At 63.5% G+C, this 20,111-nt stretch carries 17 protein-coding genes; 9 read left to right on the plus strand and 8 right to left on the minus strand.

What is annotated here, in order from left to right; genetic code table 11:
- The 3 genes from L338_RS13750 to aat all read left to right on the plus strand — a co-directional run.
- Window positions 1–254 (plus strand): acetyl-CoA carboxylase biotin carboxyl carrier protein (locus L338_RS13750; RefSeq protein ID WP_022698972.1); only part of this gene is annotated, 254 nt, incomplete at its 5' end.
- Window positions 255–256: 2 nt separating this feature from the next.
- Window positions 257–1,609, plus strand: a complete 1,353-nt coding sequence (gene accC, locus L338_RS13755) for an acetyl-CoA carboxylase biotin carboxylase subunit (protein WP_022698973.1) — start codon at window positions 257–259, stop codon at window positions 1,607–1,609.
- A 9-nt stretch (window positions 1,610–1,618) separates the two neighbouring features.
- Window positions 1,619–2,302, plus strand: a complete 684-nt coding sequence (gene aat, locus L338_RS13760; RefSeq protein ID WP_022698974.1) for a leucyl/phenylalanyl-tRNA--protein transferase — start codon at window positions 1,619–1,621, stop codon at window positions 2,300–2,302.
- On the opposite strand, the gene L338_RS16730 is transcribed toward aat, so the two are convergent.
- Both L338_RS16730 and L338_RS13770 read right to left on the minus strand, forming a co-directional pair.
- Complete coding sequence (locus tag L338_RS16730) at window positions 2,206–2,823, minus strand: DUF2155 domain-containing protein (RefSeq protein WP_022698975.1); 618 nt, start codon at window positions 2,821–2,823, stop codon at window positions 2,206–2,208. The two genes, aat and L338_RS16730, sit on opposite strands and share 97 nt — an antisense overlap.
- A 32-nt stretch (window positions 2,824–2,855) precedes the next feature.
- Window positions 2,856–3,335: an NADH:ubiquinone oxidoreductase subunit NDUFA12 gene (locus L338_RS13770; RefSeq protein ID WP_241762267.1), complete on the minus strand. Its 480-nt coding sequence runs from the start codon at window positions 3,333–3,335 to the stop codon at window positions 2,856–2,858.
- Between the two features lie 189 nt (window positions 3,336–3,524).
- Between L338_RS13770 and L338_RS13775 the strand changes: the two genes are divergently transcribed.
- The 3 genes from L338_RS13775 to L338_RS16735 all read left to right on the plus strand — a co-directional run bounded on the left by L338_RS13775 (window position 3,525) and on the right by L338_RS16735 (window position 9,011).
- Complete coding sequence (locus L338_RS13775; RefSeq protein WP_022698977.1) at window positions 3,525–7,196, plus strand: vitamin B12-dependent ribonucleotide reductase; 3,672 nt, start codon at window positions 3,525–3,527, stop codon at window positions 7,194–7,196.
- Between the two features lie 65 nt (window positions 7,197–7,261).
- Window positions 7,262–7,759, plus strand: coding sequence for a pentapeptide repeat-containing protein (locus L338_RS13780; protein WP_027068561.1), 498 nt, complete (start codon window positions 7,262–7,264; stop codon window positions 7,757–7,759).
- Window positions 7,760–7,850: 91 nt separating this feature from the next.
- Complete coding sequence (locus L338_RS16735; protein ID WP_051122803.1) at window positions 7,851–9,011, plus strand: pentapeptide repeat-containing protein; 1,161 nt, start codon at window positions 7,851–7,853, stop codon at window positions 9,009–9,011.
- On the opposite strand, the gene aspS is transcribed toward L338_RS16735, so the two are convergent.
- Window positions 9,008–10,798, minus strand: coding sequence for an aspartate--tRNA ligase (gene aspS / locus L338_RS13790; protein ID WP_022698980.1), 1,791 nt, complete (start codon window positions 10,796–10,798; stop codon window positions 9,008–9,010). The genes L338_RS16735 and aspS overlap by 4 nt on opposite strands.
- Before the next feature lie 123 nt (window positions 10,799–10,921).
- On the opposite strand from aspS, the gene rnd reads away from it, so the two are divergent.
- Window positions 10,922–12,070, plus strand: coding sequence for a ribonuclease D (gene rnd, locus L338_RS13795; protein WP_022698981.1), 1,149 nt, complete (start codon window positions 10,922–10,924; stop codon window positions 12,068–12,070).
- On the opposite strand, the gene L338_RS13800 is transcribed toward rnd, so the two are convergent.
- From L338_RS13800 to L338_RS13815, 4 genes are read right to left on the minus strand one after another with little or no spacing between them, the layout of a single operon-like run.
- Window positions 12,067–13,614, minus strand: a complete 1,548-nt coding sequence (locus L338_RS13800) for a Ppx/GppA family phosphatase (protein ID WP_022698982.1) — start codon at window positions 13,612–13,614, stop codon at window positions 12,067–12,069. The two genes, rnd and L338_RS13800, sit on opposite strands and share 4 nt — an antisense overlap.
- Window positions 13,611–15,836 (minus strand): RNA degradosome polyphosphate kinase, encoded by a 2,226-nt coding sequence (locus L338_RS13805; protein ID WP_022698983.1) that lies wholly within the window; start codon window positions 15,834–15,836, stop codon window positions 13,611–13,613. The genes L338_RS13800 and L338_RS13805 overlap by 4 nt, the downstream gene beginning before the upstream one ends.
- Complete coding sequence (locus L338_RS13810) at window positions 15,833–16,450, minus strand: P-loop NTPase family protein (RefSeq protein ID WP_161624634.1); 618 nt, start codon at window positions 16,448–16,450, stop codon at window positions 15,833–15,835. Before L338_RS13810 ends, L338_RS13805 begins: the two co-directional genes overlap by 4 nt.
- Window positions 16,451–16,488: 38 nt before the next feature.
- Complete coding sequence (locus tag L338_RS13815; protein WP_161624635.1) at window positions 16,489–17,814, minus strand: DUF2066 domain-containing protein; 1,326 nt, start codon at window positions 17,812–17,814, stop codon at window positions 16,489–16,491.
- A 128-nt stretch (window positions 17,815–17,942) separates the two neighbouring features.
- Between L338_RS13815 and purM the strand changes: the two genes are divergently transcribed.
- Both purM and purN read left to right on the plus strand, forming a co-directional pair.
- Window positions 17,943–18,974: a phosphoribosylformylglycinamidine cyclo-ligase gene (gene purM, locus L338_RS13820; protein WP_022698986.1), complete on the plus strand. Its 1,032-nt coding sequence runs from the start codon at window positions 17,943–17,945 to the stop codon at window positions 18,972–18,974.
- Window positions 18,971–19,645, plus strand: a complete 675-nt coding sequence (purN, locus tag L338_RS13825) for a phosphoribosylglycinamide formyltransferase (RefSeq protein ID WP_022698987.1) — start codon at window positions 18,971–18,973, stop codon at window positions 19,643–19,645. The genes purM and purN overlap by 4 nt, the downstream gene beginning before the upstream one ends.
- On the opposite strand, the gene ndk is transcribed toward purN, so the two are convergent.
- A complete protein-coding gene (ndk, locus tag L338_RS13830; protein WP_022698988.1) occupies window positions 19,642–20,064 on the minus strand; it encodes a nucleoside-diphosphate kinase in 423 nt (140 codons plus the stop codon). The genes purN and ndk overlap by 4 nt on opposite strands.
- Window positions 20,065–20,111 lie beyond the last annotated feature (47 nt).

A 20,111-nucleotide genomic window follows, 5' to 3' on the forward strand; every position in this document is an offset into this window, starting at 1 on the left:
AACCCGATTTCGATAATCACCCCGGCGCTGTGAAATCGCCCATGGTCGGCACGGTCTATCTGCGCCCCAGTCCGGACGCGGACGTCTTTGTGAAAGAAGGCGACAGCGTCAATGAAGGCGACACCATCCTGCTGATCGAGGCGATGAAGACCTTCAATCCCATCGCCGCGGCCAAATCCGGCAAAGTCACCCGCCTGCTCGTCACCGATTCCCAGCCGGTAGAATTCGGCGAACCGCTGTTCACGATCGAATAGGCATGTTCGAGAAGATCCTTATCGCCAATCGCGGCGAGATCGCCCTGCGCATCCATCGCGCCTGCAAGGAAATGGGCATCGCCACGGTCGCCGTGCATTCAGAGGCCGACGCCAACGCCATGCATGTGCGCCTGGCCGATGAAAGCGTGTGCATCGGCCCCGCCCAGGCCGCGCAAAGCTATCTGAAAATCCCGAACATCATCGCCGCCGCGGAAATCACCGGCGCGCAGGCGATTCATCCGGGTTACGGCTTCCTCTCCGAAAACGCCAAATTCGCGGAAATCGTGGAGGCGCACGACCTCGTCTTTATCGGTCCGACGCCCGATCATATCCGCCTGATGGGCGACAAAATCGCCGCCAAGAAGGCTGTGGCCGAGGCGGGCATCCCTACCGTGCCGGGCTCCGATGGCGGCGTGGAAACCTTCGAGGATGCAAAGAAGGTCGCATCCACGATGGACTTCCCGGTGCTGATCAAGGCCGCCTCCGGCGGCGGCGGCCGCGGCATGAAGGTGGCGCAAACGCCGGACCAGTTGAAAGAGGCCTTTGATACGGCCCGCGCCGAGGCGATGGCCGCTTTCGGCGACGACGCCGTCTATATTGAGAAATATCTCGGCAAGCCGCGCCATATCGAGATCCAGATCATCGCGGATGAACATGGCAATGTGGCCCATCTGGGCGAGCGCGACTGCTCCCTGCAGCGCCGCCACCAGAAAGTGCTGGAAGAAGCCCCCTCGCCCGCGCTGAATAAAGAACAGCGCATGGAGATCGGGGAAATCACGCGCCAGGCCGTCGCCAAGCTGGGCTATCGCGGCGCCGGCACCGTGGAATATCTCTATGAGGACGGAAAATTCTACTTCATCGAGATGAATACCCGCCTACAGGTGGAGCATCCCGTCACCGAGGCAATCACCAATATCGACCTGGTGCGCGAACAGATCCGCATCGCCGCCGGCATGCCGCTCTCCTTCAAACAGGAGGACGTGCAGTTCAATGGCTGGTCCATTGAGTGCCGGATCAATGCCGAGGATCCGCGCACCTTCGCGCCCTCGCCCGGAGAGGTCACGGACTTCCACGCCCCTGGCGGCCTTGGCGTGCGTCTGGATTCCGGCCTTTACGCCGGCTACCGGATCCCGCCCTATTATGACAGCCTGATCGGCAAGCTGATCGTGCGCGGCGCGACGCGGGAAGAAGCCCTGATGCGGCTCCGGCGGGCGCTGGGCGAAATGGTCATCAATGGCGTGAAAACGACCGGGCCGCTGTTCGAGGAACTGTTGCACGAGCCCGATTTCATCAGCGGAGACTATAATATCCGCTGGCTGGAAAACTGGCTCAGCGAGACCGAGCCCAAGTCGTAACAGGATACCATGCGCGCTTTCGGACCCGACGCCCTGCTGAATTGCTACAGGCGCGGCGTGTTTCCCATGGCGGAAAACCGTGACGATCCGCGGCTTTTCATCATTGATCCGGATCAGCGCGGCGTCTTCCCGCTGGAGGCGTTTCACGTCCCCCGCCGGCTACGGAAGACGGTGCGCAATACCGATTGGCGCGTGGTCTGCGATGTCGATTTCCGCTCCACGATCGAGGCCTGCGCGGAAGAAACCGCAGAGCGCGACGCCACCTGGATCAATGACTGGATCGTCGATCTCTATTGCGAGCTGCACGAGCGCCAATGCGCGCACAGCATAGAGGTCTATGACGGCGGCAATCTTGTCGGCGGGCTTTACGGAGTCAGTCTCGGCGGGGCCTTTTTCGGCGAATCCATGTTCAGCCGCGCCACGGACGCCTCCAAGATAGCGCTGGTTCATCTGGTCGCCCGGCTGAAGCTGGGCGGTTACCGCCTGCTCGACGCGCAATTCATCAGCGACCACCTGCTTCAGTTCGGAGCAAAGGAGATCGGCCGCGCGGATTTTCTGGACAGGCTGGCCCCGGCCCTGGAAGCCGAAGCGGCGTTTTACTCGGCCTCGCCGGCCGGTTCCGGCATGACCGGACGCTCGGCGATCACGCACTCCACCGGCCAGACATCGAAAACCGGATGCTCCAGCCCGTGAAGACCGGGGCTGGAGCCCAGCATCCAGCCTGAGAAGATTTTCTCGCCATACTGCGTGGTTTCAAGACCATCCAGGCGGCGGTCGAAAATTTCCAGAAACACGAAGGTTTCCGGAATGAACTCCGGCGGACGCCGCGAACAATAGCGGGCGATAACCGTCAGCGAACCAAAGCGGATCGGCTGATCGAACTCGGCCTGAAAGTCCGTCACGCTGGCCGTCACCTTGTTCAGGCCGCGCATCTGCACGCGTTCGCCGGCGACCACGGATTCAAACGTCTCTTCGGTTTCGTCTTGCGGCAGGCCGAACAATTCCTCGATGGATTGCTCTTCCGCCGGGTCCGCGTCAGCTTCGCCTTGCTGTTCCTCGCCAATCGCAGGCTGATCGGACACGAAGCCCTGATCGCGTTCGGACTCTGGCGGCGCTTCCGGCGCGAATTCCGACTCGTCGGGCAATTCCTCGACATCCTGCGCAAGCGCGGGCGTGGCGAGCAGCATCAGGGCCGGAAGAACAAATCGAACCATGATCGTGAATTTCTGCTTCCAGTAGGGCGAACTTATGGCGCAACCGGTGCGCGGTCGCGGTCAGCCGGCTCCACCTCGCCCGCGTCCGGGTTCCAGGACTCGTAATCGCTGGATGTCGGCGCGCGGTCCTCCGACCGCCACAGGCTGCCGCGCGGACGGTAAGCCCACAGCGTTCCGGTCAGGTTCGGCTGATGCTCGGTTTCCCATTTCTGGCGGCGCAGCGGGGCCTCGCTGGGCGCTTCCGCGAACGTGTGGTGCAGCCAGCCGTGCCAGTCGGACGGCACGCGGGAGGCGTCGGCATAGCCGTTATAGACCACCCAGCGGCGCGGACGGCCGTTAAAGCTGGCGCCCTTCTTCTGTTCGAAATAGCGGTTGCCGTAATCGTCTTCGCCCACGAAGCGCTGCCCGCGGAGCGTCCAGAGCAACCCGATGGTCGCGCCTTCCCACCAGGCAAAAATGCGTTTGATGAAGAGCATGTCGTCCTGCGCCGTCTGATCGGATGGTGAGTGCATTGATTGCGCGCGAATATGGCCTCTCAGCGCGGCTTGGTCCAGCGCGGCGCGCGGTGAGAAAAGAACAGCGCAATTTCATCAAGATATAGCGCATTCGACATCAACAATACCTATATCTGTTGCGTGGAAGGCGCGGACCGCTAGGCTCGGGAATCTGGCGCGAAACGCAGAAAAATGGGACATTAGGGCATGCGCATAGACCGGGTTTTCACGAAGGACGTCGCCGACCCCTATCACGGGATCGCATTTGAACCGCGCCATTGCGAACTGCGTGACGCCGATGGCGAGGTCAATTTCGTCCTGGATGAGGCAATTTTCCCGGCCGGCTGGACCCAGACGGCCTGTGACGTCCTGGCGCGCAAATATTTCCGCAAGGCCGGCATTCCGGCCTTCACCAAGCCCGACCCGAAAGACGAATCGCCAGACTGGCTGAAGCGAAGCATCGCCGATCAGGCCAAGCTGGACGCCCTGCCCGAGTCAGAGCGGAAAACCGGCGAATCCGACGCCCGCGCGGTTTTTGACCGTCTCGCCGGCGCCTGGACATGGTGGGGCTGGAAGCTCGACTATTTCGATAGCGAGGACGACGCCCGCGCCTTTTTCGATGAGCTCCGCTTCATGCTGGCGCACCAGATGGCCGCGCCCAACAGCCCCCAATGGTTCAATACCGGCCTGAACTGGGCCTATGGCGTCACCGGCGACGCTCCCGGTCATTTCGCGCCTGATCCCGTCACAGGGGAAGTGCGCCCGGTCGAAACCGGGTTCGCCCGGCCACAGGTCCATGCCTGTTTCATTCAGGGGCTCAAGGACGATCTCGTCGGCGAAGGCGGGATCATGGACCTCTGGACGCGCGAGGCGCGCCTGTTCAAATACGGCTCCGGCGCCGGCACGAATTATTCGTCTCTGCGCGGCGAAGGTGAGCCGCTGTCGGGCGGCGGCGAATCCTCCGGCCTGATCAGCTTCCTGCGCGTGGGCGACCGCGCGGCGGGGGCCATCAAGTCCGGCGGCACCACCCGCCGCGCGGCCAAAATGGTGGTCGTGGACGTCGACCATCCGGACATCGAGGATTTCATCGACTGGAAGGTCAGCGAGGAATCCAAGGTCGCCGCGCTGGTCGCCGGCTCCAAGGTCCTACGCCGCCGTCTGCCCGCAATCCTGCGCGCCTGCATCAATTGCGATGGCGATGCAGCTGACTGTTTCGACCCGGCCAAGAACGCGGCCCTGAAGCGCGAAATCCGCGCCGCGCGCCGAGACGGCGTGCCGGAAGGCGCGATAGCGCGCACGTTGGAGCTGGCCCAGCAAGGCGTTGAAGATCTCGATCTGCCCGATTTGACGGTCGACTGGGACTCCGGGGCTTACGCAACAGTTGCCGGGCAAAATGCCAATAATTCCATACGAATAAGCGATGAATTTCTGGCGTCGGTCGGACATGATGAAACGTTCGATCTGATCCGGCGCACCGACGGGGCCGTGGCGAAATCGGTCCGCGCCCGCGATCTGTGGAATCGCATGGGCCGCGCCGCGTGGACTTGCGCCGATCCGGGCGTGCAGTTCTCCGACACCATCAATGCCTGGCACACCTGCCCGGAAGACGGTGCAATCCGCGCCTCCAATCCGTGTTCGGAATATCTCTTTCTCGACGATACGGCCTGTAACCTCGCCTCCCTCAACCTAGTGAAGTTTCTGGGCGAGGATGGCGGCTTCGATACGGCCGCATTCGAGCACGCCAGCCGGCTCTGGACGGCGGTGCTGGATATCTCGGTCTCCATGGCCTCCTACCCGTCGAAATCTATTGCGGAGCGGTCCTGGACCTATCGCACGCTGGGGCTGGGCTTTGCGAACCTCGGCGGCCTGCTGATGCGCTCCGCCCTGCCCTATGACAGCGACGAGGGCCGCGCCGCCGGCGCCGCGATCTCAGCTCTGATGGGCGCAGCGTCCGCCCGCGCCTCGGCAGAGATGGCCGAAACGCTCTCACCCTTCCCGGGCTTCAAGAAAAACCGCAAGGCCATGCTGCGCGTGATGAAAAATCACGCCCTCGCCGCCGCCGGTGAAGCAAACCTTGCCGCCTATGACGGCCTGAATATCGCGCCGCAGCCGCTGGACCATCAAAGCTGCCCGTTCGGCAATGTCAGCGCCCGCGCGGCGCAGCTCTGGGGCGAGGTGGTCGAAAAGGGCAAGAAGCACGGCTTCCGCAACGCCCAGTTCACCGCCATCGCGCCCACCGGCACGATCGGCCTGGTCATGGATTGCGATACGACCGGCGTCGAACCGGACTATGCGCTGGTCAAATACAAGACGCTGGCCGGCGGCGGGGCCTACAAGATCGTCAATGACGCCATCCCGGCGGCGCTCCAGCGCCTTGGCTATGACGACAGCGAAATCGCCGATATCTGCGCTTATGCCGTCGGGCGAGCCACGCTGAAAGGCGCGCCGACGATCAATCATGAATCCTTGCGGCGTAAGGGGTTCAGCGATCACGAGATCCAGATCGTCGAGAAGGCTCTCAAGAGCGCGTTCGATCTGCGTTTCGTCTTTACGCCCTGGCAGCTCGGCGACGGCTTCTGCAAGGACGTTCTGAGCCTCAACGACGAACAGATCGCCACGCCCGGCTTCGACCTTCTGAAAGCCATCGGCTATACGCGCGACGAAATCCAGCAGGCCAATGTCTGGGCGTGCGGCGCGATGACCGTGGAAGGCGCGCCCTTCCTGAAGGATGAGGACCTGCCGGTCTTCGATTGCGCCTCGCCCTGCGGGCGGCTCAGCCAGCGTTATCTGTCAACGGAGTCGCATATCCGCATGTGCGCGGCGGTTCAGCCCTATGTCTCGGGCGGCATTTCCAAGACGATCAATATGCCGCATTCCGCCACGATCGACGATTGTTCGGACGCCTACAGCCTGTCCTGGCGTCTCGGTCTGAAATCCAACGCCCTCTATCGCGACGGCTCCAAACTGTCCCAGCCGCTCAATACGGCGGTATTTGGCGACGCCGAACTGGACGATATCGAGGACGCGGCAGAAGAGAACGCCACCGAAAAAGCCGCCCGGACCGCCGAACGCATTGTCGAAAAAGTGGTGGAGCGGGTCGTGGAGCGGCCCGCCGAACGCCGGCGACTGCCCCACAGGCGTAAGGGCTATATCCAGAAAGCCACTGTCGGGGGCCACAAAGTCTATCTGCACACCGGCGAATTCGATGATGGCGAGCTGGGCGAAATCTTCATCGACATGCACAAGGAAGGCGCCGCTTTCCGCAGCCTGATGAACAATTTCGCCATCGCGATCTCTATCGGCCTGCAATATGGCGTGCCGCTGGAGGAGTATGTCGACGCCTTCGTGTTCACCCGTTTCGACCCCGCCGGGCCGGTTACGGGCAACGATTCGATCAAGCACGCGACCTCGATCCTCGACTATCTGTTCCGCGAACTGGCGGTTTCCTATCTTGGCCGGGACGATCTGGCCCATGTTCACCCCGGCGCGCATGACGGGCTGGGCGGCGGAGAACGCGAAAGCGCCATGCTGAAAGACGTCGACGAGACCGCGCAGCGTTATATTTCGCGCGGTTTCAGCCGCGGCCTGGCGCCCGCCAACCTCATTCAGCTGTCCGATCACACCGCGCGCCGCGGCAATGACCGCGACGATGAGGATGGCGAGGCCGGAATAGAGGCTGAAAACGACGCCGGGGAGAGCGAAATCGAAGCCAGCGGCGGCGGTTCCGGCGCATCCCGCGTGATCATCGGCGGCGATTCCGAATCCCGAAGCCGTGGCTATACGGGGGATCCCTGCCCCGATTGCGGGCATTTCACCCTTGTTCGCGCCGGGGCGTGCATGAAATGCGACACGTGTGGAGCTTCCACCGGCTGCTCATAAGGGCTCCGGCGTAAGGATTGCTATTCACTCTGCACGCGAATTTCATCGTGCAGGAGCGTAAGAAAATGACACGGTTTTCGGTTTTTCTGGCGGCATTGGTGACGGTTTCGGCCGGTTTCGGGGCGCATGCCCAGGATCCCGGACAGATTGAAAGCGTGCGCAACGGCGCGAAATCCTGCACTGGCTGCAATCTCTTCCAGGCCGATTTCGCCTATCAGTCCATTACGGACGCCAATCTGTCGGGCTCCCGCCTACGCCAGGGCGATATGACCGCGGCCACGATGGACCGCACCAATTTCAGCGGCGCAAACCTGTCGGTGGTCGAGGCGTTCGGCGGCCGGTTCACGCGCGCCAGTTTCGCAAACGCGGACCTTAGCGACGCCAGCTTTGTCGGGGCGTATCTTGGCTACGCGAATTTTGCCGGCGCCCGCATGAGCGGCGCGGTAATCTCGGGCGCAAACCTGGAAGGCGCGCGGGGCCTGACCCAGGCTCAACTGAACGAAGCGTGCGGTGATTCAGGCACGATACTGCCCAGCGGACTTCGTGTTCCCTATTGCGGATAACGCCTGAATTACAGCAATTTAAGTCGTCATTCCGGTACAGGCGGAATAAGTCTGATCTGACTGACTGGCTAAATTCGCATTCAAATCAGGCATGATGAAATTTTCGCTCTTCCTTTCCGCGCTTGTAGCGCTGACCGCCGCCCCGGCCATGGCCACCGGCGGCGACCCGCACAAGACGCTGAATCTGGGCGGCGTGTGCACCGGGTGCGATCTGTCAGGCAAGGACCTCAGCGGCGCGCGGCTGACGGGCAGCAATTTCTCCGGCGCGGATTTTTCCGGCGCCGATCTCAGCGGCGCCGTCCTGACCGGAAGCCTGTTCAGCGGCGCCATGTTCAAGCGCGCGGACCTGACAGGCACGCAGCTCAATGGCGCGGTATTCAGCAAGGCAAATTTCAACGGCGCCAGCCTTGCCGACGCCGAGGCTGTCGGCGTGAACCTCAGCTACACCGACATGACCAGCGCCGATTTCACAGATGCGCAGCTGCAAGGCACCAATTTCTACAAGGCCAAGCTGATCAACGCGGACTTCACGGACGCCAACGCGCCGGGCGCGAACTTCAAGGCGGCCTTGGTCAAGGACGCCGATTTCACGGACGCCCAGCTCGCCGGAGCGAATTTTCATGAAGCCGTTCTGGATGGCGCGGACCTGACGGATGCGAACCTCAAAGGCGCCAACCTGTCATCAGCCAGCCTGGCCAATGCGGTCATGGAAGACGCCAGCCTTCACCAGACGATCCTGAACGGCGCCAATCTCTCCCGCGCCAGCAACCTCACTCAGGAACAGCTGGATCAGGCCTGCGGAGATGACACGACGGCCCTGCCCCGCAATCTGACAGTGCCGCAATGCCCCGCGGTTACGCGTATCAGCGTCAATGGCGAAACATATGTCTACCAGTATGATCTGGGCGAACGCGACATGGATGAGTTGAACCAGAAGGTTCGCGAGGCCGTGGAGCGCGCCGCGCGGGAAAGCGCGCAGGCCAACTGGACCGTGCGCTTCAAGCAGCGCGCCGCGATGGACGAACTGGCCCGCGCGATGCGCGAACTGGACGCCGAATTCCGCATGCGCGAGCGGGAGTTACGCGGCCGCGAGGGCGAAGCGGAAGAGATCGAACGCGAAATGAAGATGCTGGAACGCGAGATGGAGCGCGCCGCGCACGCCATCGAGCGCCAGATCATTGTTGAGCGAGTCGCGCCCGAACCGCCGGAGCCCCCGGCGGCGCCGGAACTGGCCGGAGGCCGGGGAGACTAGCTCTCCCCGCCAGCCTTCTTCGGCGGCTCCACCACCCGGATATTCAGCTCTTTCAGCTGTTCCTTTGACACGTTGGAAGGCGCGCCCATCATCAGGTCTTCGGCCTGCTGGTTCATCGGGAACATGATGACCTCGCGCAGATTCTCCACGCCGGCCAGCAGCATGACGATGCGGTCGATGCCCGGCGCGATGCCGCCATGCGGCGGGGCGCCATAGCGGAAGGCGTTCAGCATGCCGCCAAAGGCTTCCTCGACATCGTCCGCGCCGTAGCCGGCGATCTCGAAGGCTTTCAGCATGATTTCCGGGCGATGGTTCCGGATGGCGCCCGAAGACAGCTCCACGCCGTTACAGACGATGTCGTACTGATAGGCGAGGATATCCAGCGGGTCCTGCGTCTCCAGCGCCTCCATCCCGCCCTGCGGCATGGAGAACGGGTTGTGCGAGAAGTCCACGACCTTGCGGTCCTCGTCCCACTCATACATCGGGAAATCGACGATCCAGCAGAAGCGGAAAACGTCTTTCTCGAACAGGTCCAGCTCGCGGCCGACCTGGTTGCGGGCACGGCCGGCGAAGGCCATGAAGTCTTTCGGCTTGCCGGCGACGAAGAACACGGCGTCGCCATCGCCAAGGCCCAGCTGGTCGCGCACCTGCGCAGTGCGCTCCTCGCCGATATTCTTGGCGACCGGTCCGGCTCCCTCGCCTTCGCGGAAGAAGATATAACCCAGACCCGGCTGGCCTTCCTTCTGCGCCCAGCCATTCATGCGGTCACAGAAGGCGCGGCTGCCGCCGGTCTTGGCCGGGATCGCCCAGACCTCCACCTTCGGGTCTTTCTCGATCATGCCGGCGAACACCTTGAAGCCGGAATCGCGGAACACCTCGGTGACGTTTTCCATCACGATCGGGTTACGCAGGTCCGGCTTGTCGGAGCCGTATTTGCGCATGGCTTCGGCGTAGGGAATACGCGGGAACGGCTTGTCGGCCGCCTTGCCCTCGCCGAACTCGTCGAACACCCCGGCCAGCACCGGCTCGATGGCCTGGAAGACGTCTTCCTGCTCGACGAAGCTCATCTCCATGTCGAGCTGGTAGAATTCGCCCGGCGAACGGTCGGCGCGGGCGTCCTCGTCGCGGAAACACGGGGCGATCTGGAAGTATTTGTCGAACCCGGCGACCATGATCAGCTGTTTGAACTGCTGCGGCGCCTGGGGCAGCGCGTAGAACTTGCCCGGATGCAGGCGGGACGGGACCAGGAAGTCCCGCGCGCCTTCGGGAGACGACGCGGTCAGGATCGGCGTCTGGATTTCCAGGAAGCCGGAATCGGTCATGCGGCGGCGGATCGAAGCGATGATCTGGGAGCGCAGGACCAGGTTCTGGTGCAGCGTGTCGCGGCGCAGATCGAGGAAGCGGTACTTCAGACGCGTGTCTTCCGGATAATCCGGCTCGCCAAAGACCGGCAGCGGCAGCTCGCCGGCCTCAGACAGAATTTCCATCGTATCGACGCGCAGCTCGATCCCGCCGGTCGGCAGGTTCGGGTTTACCGTCTCGTCGCTGCGGGCCAGCACTTCACCGGTGACCTGGATCACGCTTTCCACGCGCAGACGCTCCAGCGTCTCGAAGAACTTGTTCTCCGGCTCCAGCACGCACTGCGTCAGACCGTAATGGTCGCGCAGGTCGACAAACAGCAGACCGCCATGGTCTCGCTTGCGGTGAATCCAGCCGGAGAGACGAACGGTTTGACCAACGTCTGACGGGCGGAGTTCGCCGCACGTTTTCGTACGATAGGCGTGCATGAGCGCTAAATCCCGATTTCTTTAAAGCGGTATGGAGTTGCGCGGCAAAAAGCGCAGCGCGGGGCCGCCTGTCAAGCAGAGGCCGCCGCGACAAGACAAGCATGATCGGCTATAGCGCCAGACATGAACCTGATTTCCTCGACCGACGCGCTCCGCAAAGCCTGCGAGAACCTCGCAAAATCCGAATACATCGCTATCGATACCGAATTTATGCGGGAATCGACCTATTGGCCGGAACTGTGCCTGATTCAGGCCGCGGGCGGCGATGAGGAGGTGGTGATCGACCCGCTGGCCGAGGGCATCGACCTCTCCCCCTTCTGGGACCTGTTGAAGAACGAATCGATTCTGAAAGTGCTGCACGCGCCGCGTCAGGACATGGAAATTTTCGTGCAGCGTCTGGACACGGTTCCTGCGCCCATCTTCGACACCCAGACGGCGGCCATGGCGCTCGGCCTCGGCGACCAGATCGCCTATGACGCTCTGGTCCGCGAATTTCTGGATATTCATATCGACAAGGGCTCGCGCTTTACCGACTGGTCGCGCCGCCCCTTGAGCGACAAGCAGCTCTCCTACGCCTTGTCCGACGTCACCCATCTGCGTGATCTGTTCCCGCAGCTTATGGCGCGACTGGAAAAGCAGGGCCGCACAGCCTGGGCGGAAGCCGAGATGCAGGCCTTCTATGACGCCGGTCTCTACGACACGAAGCCCGAGGACGCCTGGCGGCGCCTGAAACTGCGCAAGATGAAGCCGAGCTGGCTGGCGGCGCTCAAGACCGCCGCGCATTGGCGGGAGGCCGAGGCGCGCGAGCGGAACACGCCCCGCAACCGCATCATGAAGGACGAGGCCCTCTACGCCATCGCCCAGTCCGGCCCGACATCCGAAGACGGTCTGGCGCAGATCCGCGGCGTGCCAAAAGGCTTTGAACGCTCAAGGGCGGGCAAGTCCCTGATCGAGGCGCTGAAGACCGCGATGTCCGACCCCAAGGCGCACGCGCCCGAGGTCGAAAAGCGCAAGCCGCTGCCGGCCGGAATCGGCCCCACAGTGGAGCTTCTGAAAGTGCTGCTGCGTCATGTCAGCGAAGCGCGGGGCGTATCGCCGCGCATGATCGCCACCGTCTCCGACCTGGAACAGATCGCGGCCTGGGACGAACCGGACGTGCAGGCCCTGAAGGGCTGGCGCCGCGAAGTGTTCGGCGAGGAAGCCCTGAAGCTGAAACGCGGCGAGACGGCCTTGCTGATCGAAAACGGCGAAGTGGTGACGCGTCCCGTCTAGCGGTCGCCGATCACGATCTCGTTTTTGACGCCCAGCGCATCGGCCAGCTGTCCAAGCCGCTTTTCGCTGGTGTCCGCCGCCAGTTCCCGTGCGCTCTGGCTCAATTCCAGACGCAGCGTGCCGTCTTCCAGCGTCAGGGTGGTCCGCGCCAGCAGGTTCTTGGTCCGCGCCGACAGGACCGCCCCCAGCCGCAGCGCCAGTCCCAGCTTCAAGGCCGCATCCAGCTGTTCCTGCGTCAGCAGGCGGGCAATGGTGGAATCCGGCGCAAGGCTGGTCTTTCCGGCGTATCGGTGGTGCAGCGCCGCGGCCAGAAAACTGCGCTCGTAATGATCCAGCCCGGCGAACGGCGCATAGAGCACCTGGTCGGCGACAAGGGCGGCGCGGTGATCGGGATGCATGGCCGCGCCGATATCGGCCAGTGAGGCCGCCGCGGCCAGCAGAACCGTATCGCGTTCCCGCGAGAACGCGCTGGCCTGTGCGGTAAAGACCGGCTCCACCCAGTCCGCCAGTTCGGCGCCGAAATAGGGCGTCCCGCTCAGCCGGCGCGCCAGCGCCACGGTGCTCGCCAGAAGCGGCTCCAGCTTACGGACCTTGCGCGGAAGCCGGTTGAAAAGCGCGCCCTCCCGCACCCCGTAGGCCGACACGAAAACGGTTTCCAGCCCGGCGCGTTCAATCAGCGCCTTCAGAAGATAGGCGGCATAGGGAAGGGTCGGCGCGCGCCGCGAAGACGCGCCGGGAATTTCGCTGAGCGAGGCCGGGCTCTGGCTGATCGCGAAGTCCGTCATCTTGAGAGCTTCGGCGCGCGGCATTTCGTAGTGATGCAGCACGTTCAGCGGATAATCGCGCAGCATCATGTCGATGCGCGCCAGGTTTCGCCATGCCCCGCCCACGGCGTAAAAAACCGGCGGCGCGCCGTCCAGAAGGTCCGAAATGTGGTCGAACTCCGCATCAATCGCCTTGCGGGCCGCCTTCTCGTCAAAGGACTCGTCCATCATCAGCGCCAGCGGTCCCAGCGGCAGGCTGACGCCCTGGCCGGGCTTTTGGTCCGCCACATCGGTCAGCTCAAGGCTGGATCCGCCCAGATCCCCGACCAGAAAGCGCTCCTCCGCCCCGCCCGCGATCACGCCAAGGGCCGTCAACCGGGCCTCATCGGTCCCTGAAAGCACCTTTATGGAAAAGCCGCACTCTTCGCGAACCTGGTTCCGGAACGCCTCGCCGTCTTCCGCATAGCGAACGGCCGCCGTGGCGAACGCCGTCACCTGCTGGACTTCACGTGCGTCAATGATCTGGCGAAAGCGCCGCAATGTGGCCAGGGCGGAGCGGACGCCGTCCTCGTTCAGGCGCCCTGTTTCGGACACCCCGCGCCCCAGACCCGCCAGGGTCTTCTCGTTGAAAATCGGCCAGGAAGCGCGGCCGTCCCGCCAATAGATGACCAGGCGGACCGAGTTGGACCCGATATCGATTACCGCGGCCTGTGAAACAGTCTTGTCCGGTTCCGGGGACTGAGCCGCGGCGAGACTGGGACCGAGCAGCGTTTCGCTCATGCCTCGCGCCTGTTCTCCCGGGGCTCCGCCACGCTGAGCACGGGCGGCGGATCATAGGCCAGCGCCTCGCCGCGCCCGGACAGGCTGGGATTGTTCATGAAATAGCGGTGGGCGCTGAACGGGCGCTCCAGCTCGCTGCAATCGACGCGGATATAGGTTCCGTCCGGCTGCATGATCCAGCTCTGCTCTTCGTCATTCAGATTCGACACCATGATCTGGTTCAGGATCTGGCGGTGGACGGTCGGATTGTCGACCGGCACGAACTGTTCGATCCGCCGGTCCAGATTGCGCGGCATCCAGTCGGCCGAAGAAATATAGACCCGCGCGGCCGGTGACGGCATCGGCTCTCCCCGGCCGAAACAGGCAATGCGCGAATGTTCCAGAAAGCGGCCGACAATGGATTTGACCATGATGTTGTCGCTCATCCCCGGAACGCCCGGCCGCAGCGAACAGATGCCCCGCACCACTAGGTCAATCCGCACGCCGGCATTGGACGCCTCATAGAGCTTGTCGATGATCACCGGGTCCAGCAGCGAATTCATCTTGGCCCAGATCGTGGCCGGTTTGCCCGCGCGGGCATAATCCATCTCGTCGTCGATCAGCTCCAGAAGGGTCTTCTTCAGGGTGATCGGCGCCAGTTCGATCTTTTCCAGCTTCTGGGGCTGGGCGTAGCCGGTGACGTAATTGAATACCCGCCCGGCGTCCCGGCCCAGCTCTGGGTCGGCGCTGAACAGCGACAAATCGGTATAAATCTTCGCCGTTACAGGGTGATAATTGCCCGTGCCGTAATGGGTGTAGGTGCGCAGCTCCCCGCCTTCGCGGCGGACCACCAGACTGACCTTGGCGTGCGTCTTGTAATCGACGAAGCCATAGACGACCTGCACGCCCGCGCTCTCAAGGCTGCGCGCCAGTTTCAGGTTCGCTTCCTCGTCAAAGCGCGCCTTCAGCTCCACCAGCGCGGTAACATTCTTGCCGCCCTCCGCCGCCTCGATAAGGGCGCGGACGATGGGGGAGTCCTTGCTGGTGCGGTAGAGCGACTGCTTGATCGCCACGACGCTCGGGTCGCTGGCCGCCTGCCGCAGGAAGCGCACCACCACGTCGAACGACTCATAGGGGTGATGAACAAGGATGTCCTTGGCGCGGATGGCGGAGAAGCAATCCCCGTCATGGTCGCGGATCCGTTCCGGGAAACGCGGCTCATAGGGTTTGAAGGTCAGGTCCGGGCGCTGGTCCAGTATCAGCTGCGCCACCTGCCCGAGGCCCAGCAGGCCGTTGGTCGGGATAACGTCCCGCGGTTCGGCGTTCAGCTCCTCGGCGATGAAATCCTGCAATTGCTGCGGCGTGCGGGAATCGATCTTCAGGCGGACCAGCACCCCCCGGCGGCGCTGTTTCAGCGCGGACTCAAACTCGCGGACCAGATCCTCCGCCTCTTCCTCGATCTCGATATCGGAATCGCGAATGATCCGGAATGCGCCCTGCGCGTCCACCTGATAGCCGGGGAACAACACGTCGACGAACAGGCCGATCGCATCCTCCAGCGCGATGAATCGGCGGACCTCGCGGCCGTCATGCTCGCCGGTCGAAGCCGGCAGCTCCACGAAACGCTCCACTCCGCTCGGGATCGGGATCAGGCCGTTCATATGGCCGCGCTCGCCGGGACGGATCAGCTTCAGCGCCAGCGCAAACCCCAGATTCGGAATGAACGGGAACGGATGCGCCGGGTCCACCGCCAGCGGCGTGATCACCGGCAGAATGCTCATCAGATAGTCTTCGCGCAGCCATTCGAGTTCGGAAGCGCCCAGGTCCCCACCCTCGACCACCTCGATCCCGGCGTCCGCCATTTCAGTTTTCAGGACCCGCCAGCGTTCCTGCTGCTTGTCCATCAGTTCATTGGCGACGATGGAAATTTCGTCCAGCTGCTGTTGCGGGGTCAGGCCGTCCTGGCTGGGCACAATCACGCCCGCCCTCACCTGCGCCCGCAGGCCGGCGACGCGCACCATGTAGAATTCATCCAGATTGCTGGCGGAGATAGACAGGAAGCGCAGCCGTTCCAATACCGGGTGCGCCGGGTTCTCCGACTCCTCCAGAACGCGGAGATTGAATTGCAGCCAGGAGAGCTCGCGATTGATGAACCGCTCGGGCGAGTTCAGCAGGCTGGACGGCTCAACTTTCCGCGGCGCGCCGTGCTGTGCCTGAGGGCTGTCCATCATTGCGTCGTTCATTCCGCGTCCGCTTTCTCGCCGTCTGAAAAATAATCCCGGGCCAGCGCCATATTGATGCGTTCCCCGCGCGCCGCGGCGGCGCGGTCAAGCCGCTCCACCAGATCACGCGCGCCGCCGGGAGATCGTTCCATACGGCGCAACAGATAATCGATCAGGCGTTGTCGCGGACGCACATGACGATCACGTAACAGCTTGCTGAGGATTTGCGCCAGCTCCGCCTCGCCCGGCGCCTCGATCTCCACGAAAGACAGCGCCCGCAAGCGCGAATCCAGGTCCGGCAGGCGTGAGGGCCAGGTCACCGGGCGCGTGCGCGCCGTGAACAGCACCGCCTCCATGCCGCCATTCATGGCGTTGTTGATCAGCGAGAACGCCAGCTCATCGTCCAGATTGCGGTCCGCGTCTTCATACAGCGCCACGCCCTGCCCCGGCAGGCTGTCGCCCGGACTCACGGCGCGCGCGCCGGCGGCATCCGCCCAGATATGCGCCAGATGGGTCTTCCCCGCGCCAGAGGGACCAATCAGCGCGAAGGCCCCGTTTGGCCAGCCGCGCCACGCGGACAGGGCCGACTCGGCCGGGGCGCTGGACGGGCTGGCGACAAAGCTGGTCGCGCTCAAATCCGCCCGCGCCGGCCATTCGAGTCGAAGCTGGCCCGTCATAGGCCTCTGTCGAAGCGTTCTTCGCGCTGGCCGGAGGCGTCGCCGAAACGGTCGTCCCGCCGGTTATCCATCATGCCGTCATCATCCTCGCCAAACCGCTCATCCTCGAACGGCCGCCAGGTCAGGGCGTGAACCACCTCTCCCAGCTCATGGCTGCTCTGCATGCGCGCGCCGCGCTTGTAGAGGTCGCCCATCAGCTGTTCGCGCAGACCGCGATAGGTCACGGTCATCAGCGCGCCGTCACGGGAAATGCCGTCCAGCCGCGCATCGGCGATGAACGGCGAAGCGCCGATCGCCGACCGCAGCTCCAGCCATTCGGAGATATTGCGGTACATGACGGTCAGCTGCACTTCCGTCTTCTGCTTGGCCCGAACGATGGCGGTCTGTTTCCAAAGCTCGGCGAGCTGGATTTGCGAGCGATCGGCCGCGATCTCCAGAATATTATCGCCTTCGTCGCGATTGACCCGCACGGGATCCAGCGGCGTCACGACAGGCTCAAAATCATCGCCGAAGGCGCTTTTCTCACCGTCCTGATCCATGTCGCCGGTTCCGGGCTCATCCATCAAATCATCATCGAAGGAGGGCTCCTGCCGGCGCAGTTTCTCCTCGCGCAGCCGCTCAATTTCCTCGAACTCCGGCTCGGTGCGGATAAAGGTCAGATCAACGCGCGCATTACCCTGATCCGGCCGCGCGACAGCGACCAGGACCCGCTCGACATTGTAGAGCCGGGCCAGGGCGCGGATCGCGTCCGTGTCCAGATCACGCGCCTTTTGCGCGGTCAGAATGTCGTTGTCGGTATCGAAGCCGTCGGCCAGCATGACCGGCGTGAAGGTCGCTGCATAACGGTCCTCGTCCCAGGCATCGCCCCAGGGATTGGCCTCCCACAGCCGCGCCCGGCCGCCGGCGTCCAGAACCGGCAGGACCAGCGTCGGCGGGGCGGCGGACTCCACGAAGGCGATGCCGCGATTGCGCAGATATTGCGAAACGCCCACCGGGTCGAAAGACACGGTCAGCAAGCCGCGATAGCGCGTCGGGGAGCGCAATTCGTTATCAATCTGGAAGCCCGTCGCCAGCGATGTCGCCGTGGACGGCGCAACGCCGGGCAGCGATCCGTGATCCTCGCGCAGGGTCAGCCGCTCGAACAGCTTGCGCATGGCCTTGGCGGAACCTTCCGCGATGGCCGCCTGCCGCGCTTCCGTAGCGGTTTCGCCCGAAGCATCGATCTTCACGCCGGAGATCGTGAACATGTCGATATCGTCCTGGGCCTGCGCCGATACAGCGGCAAATCCGGCCAGGATCAGTATGCAAATGGCTCGAAGCACGGCGGTTCCCCTTTGATTTGCGTCTTCTGCGAAACTATAGCGGCGGTGAAGCGCGGGATCGATATCTTGCGCAGCCATTCTCTTTTAAGCTCCGCTCTTAGCCGATTCAGCACCAGAGACGATCCCCGATGGCCGAAGACAAGAAAACGCCTCTCACCTACAAGGATTCCGGGGTCGATATCGACGCCGGCGACAAGCTTGTCGACCTGATCAAGCCGCTGGCCAAGGCCACCCGCCGGCCCGGCGCGGAAGGCGACCTGGGCGGTTTCGGCGGCGCGTTCGACCTGAAGGCCGCCGGTTATCAGGATCCCGTCCTGATCTCCGGCACGGACGGCGTCGGCACGAAGCTGAAAGTCGCCATCGACAGCGGCCGCTTCGACGGGCTGGGCGCGGACCTCGTGGCCATGTGCGTCAATGACGTTCTGGTTCAGGGGGCCGAACCGCTCTTTTTCCTGGATTATTTCGCGACCGGGGAGCTGGACCCGACGCACGCCGCCGAAGTCATTGCCGGAATCGCGTCCGGCTGCCGCGATGCGGGTTGCGCCCTGATCGGCGGCGAAACGGCGGAAATGCCGGGCATCTATGGCAAGGGCGAATTTGACCTGGCCGGCTTCGTGGTCGGCGCGGTGGAGCGCCACGCCATCCTGCCGCGCGAAAAGGACATGGCGGCCGGCGACGTTCTGATCGGCATCGCCTCGTCCGGCGCCCATTCCAACGGCTATTCGCTGATCCGCCGCGTGGTGGAGCGTGAAGGCCTCGCCGTCTCCGACCCCGCCCCGTTTACCCAGGGCTCCACGCTGGGCGATGCGCTGCTGGCCCCGACGCGCATCTATGTCCGCTCCGTCCTGCCTCTGCTGAAGGCCGGCAAGGTGAAGGGCGCGGCCCACATCACCGGCGGCGGCCTAACAGAGAACCTGCCGCGCATGCTGCCCAAATCCCTGAACGCCGAAATCGATTATGACGCCTGGCCGCGGCCGGCCCTGTTCAGCTGGCTGCAGGAGGCCGGGGGCATTGAGGAAGCTGAAATGCGCCGCACCTTCAATCTGGGCGTCGGCATGGTGCTGTGCGTGGCCGCCGAAGACGCCGACAGCACGATTCAGGCGCTGGAAGACGCCGATGAATGCGTCTGGAAAATCGGCAAGCTGGCCGCTGCAAAATGACCGCCCGCATCGCCATCCTGATATCGGGGCGCGGATCGAACATGCGCGCATTGCTTCAGGCCTGCCAGGATCCGGATTTTCCGGCAGAAGTCGCTCTGGTCCTGTCGAACAAGGCTGGCGCAAAGGGGCTGGAAATCGCGCGGGATATGGGCGCGCCGACCGCCGTGCTCGGTCACGCCGACTATCCGGACCGCGCCGCGTTCGAAAACGCGCTGGACACGCGCCTGAAGCAGGAAAAAATCGACTTTATTTGCCTCGCCGGCTTCATGCGCCTGCTGGGCGAGGAATTCGTCAAGGAATGGCGCGACCAGATCCTGAACGTGCACCCCTCGCTCCTGCCCGCCTTCCGCGGCCTGAACACGCATGAGCGCGCCATCGACGCGGGCGTCCGCATCCATGGCTGTACGGTTCATTTCGTCAGGGAAGACATGGATGACGGCCCCATCGTGGGACAGGCCGCCGTGCCGGTTTTCGAGGAAGACGAGCCCGCTGACCTCGCCGAACGGGTTCTGGCGGCGGAGCATCTGCTCTATCCGGAATGCGTCCGCCTGGTGGCGGAGGGCCGCGCCAGCGTGCGCCGGGAGCGCGTGGTGCTGGAGCTGGAAAACGGCAAGCCCGGCGCCGGGCCTTTATTCTACCCGGCGCCGCACAAGCTACAGGCCGGCGATTAGCCGACGATCTCTTCGTCCTTGAAGAAGAACGGAATTTCGTTCGCCGCGGTTTCCGGGGCGTCCGAACCGTGGACGGAGTTTTCACCGATGGATTCGGCATGCTCCGCGCGGATCGTGCCCGGCGCCGCTTCGGACGGGTTGGTGGCGCCCATCACTTCACGATAGCGGGCAATGGCGTTTTCGCCTTCCAGAACCTGGACCACGACCGGGCCGGAAATCATGAAGTCGACCAGTTCGCCGAAGAAGGGGCGTTCCTTGTGGACTTCATAGAAGCCTTCCGCCTGCTCGCGGCTCATCTGAATCCGCTTCTGGGCAATGATACGCAGACCGGCTTCCTCGATCAGGGCGTTGATACGTCCCGTCAGGTTCCGCTTGGTCGCGTCGGGCTTGATGATGGACAGGGTGCGCTCGACCGCCATCGCTTCTCTCCTCTTGAGATAAAGTATTTGGGAAATGTCGTCGCGGC

It is taken from the genome of Euryhalocaulis caribicus, from assembly GCF_000412185.1.
GTDB lineage: Bacteria > Pseudomonadota > Alphaproteobacteria > Caulobacterales > Maricaulaceae > Euryhalocaulis > Euryhalocaulis caribicus.

Bases quoted from the DNA above. Each gene is read 5' to 3' on its own strand.
- accC (WP_022698973.1), top strand. From the start codon at position 257: ATGTTCGAGAAGATCCTTATCGCCAATCGCGGCGAGATCGCCCTGCGC.
- aat (WP_022698974.1), top strand. From the start codon at position 1,619: ATGCGCGCTTTCGGACCCGACGCCCTGCTGAATTGCTACAGGCGCGGC.
- L338_RS16730 (WP_022698975.1), bottom strand. From the start codon at position 2,823: ATGGTTCGATTTGTTCTTCCGGCCCTGATGCTGCTCGCCACGCCCGCG.
- L338_RS13770 (WP_241762267.1), bottom strand. From the start codon at position 3,335: ATGCACTCACCATCCGATCAGACGGCGCAGGACGACATGCTCTTCATC.
- L338_RS13775 (WP_022698977.1), top strand. From the start codon at position 3,525: ATGCGCATAGACCGGGTTTTCACGAAGGACGTCGCCGACCCCTATCAC.
- L338_RS13780 (WP_027068561.1), top strand. From the start codon at position 7,262: ATGACACGGTTTTCGGTTTTTCTGGCGGCATTGGTGACGGTTTCGGCC.
- L338_RS16735 (WP_051122803.1), top strand. From the start codon at position 7,851: ATGATGAAATTTTCGCTCTTCCTTTCCGCGCTTGTAGCGCTGACCGCC.
- aspS (WP_022698980.1), bottom strand. From the start codon at position 10,798: ATGCACGCCTATCGTACGAAAACGTGCGGCGAACTCCGCCCGTCAGAC.
- rnd (WP_022698981.1), top strand. From the start codon at position 10,922: ATGAACCTGATTTCCTCGACCGACGCGCTCCGCAAAGCCTGCGAGAAC.
- L338_RS13800 (WP_022698982.1), bottom strand. From the start codon at position 13,614: ATGAGCGAAACGCTGCTCGGTCCCAGTCTCGCCGCGGCTCAGTCCCCG.
- L338_RS13805 (WP_022698983.1), bottom strand. From the start codon at position 15,836: ATGAACGACGCAATGATGGACAGCCCTCAGGCACAGCACGGCGCGCCG.
- purM (WP_022698986.1), top strand. From the start codon at position 17,943: ATGGCCGAAGACAAGAAAACGCCTCTCACCTACAAGGATTCCGGGGTC.
- purN (WP_022698987.1), top strand. From the start codon at position 18,971: ATGACCGCCCGCATCGCCATCCTGATATCGGGGCGCGGATCGAACATG.
- ndk (WP_022698988.1), bottom strand. From the start codon at position 20,064: ATGGCGGTCGAGCGCACCCTGTCCATCATCAAGCCCGACGCGACCAAG.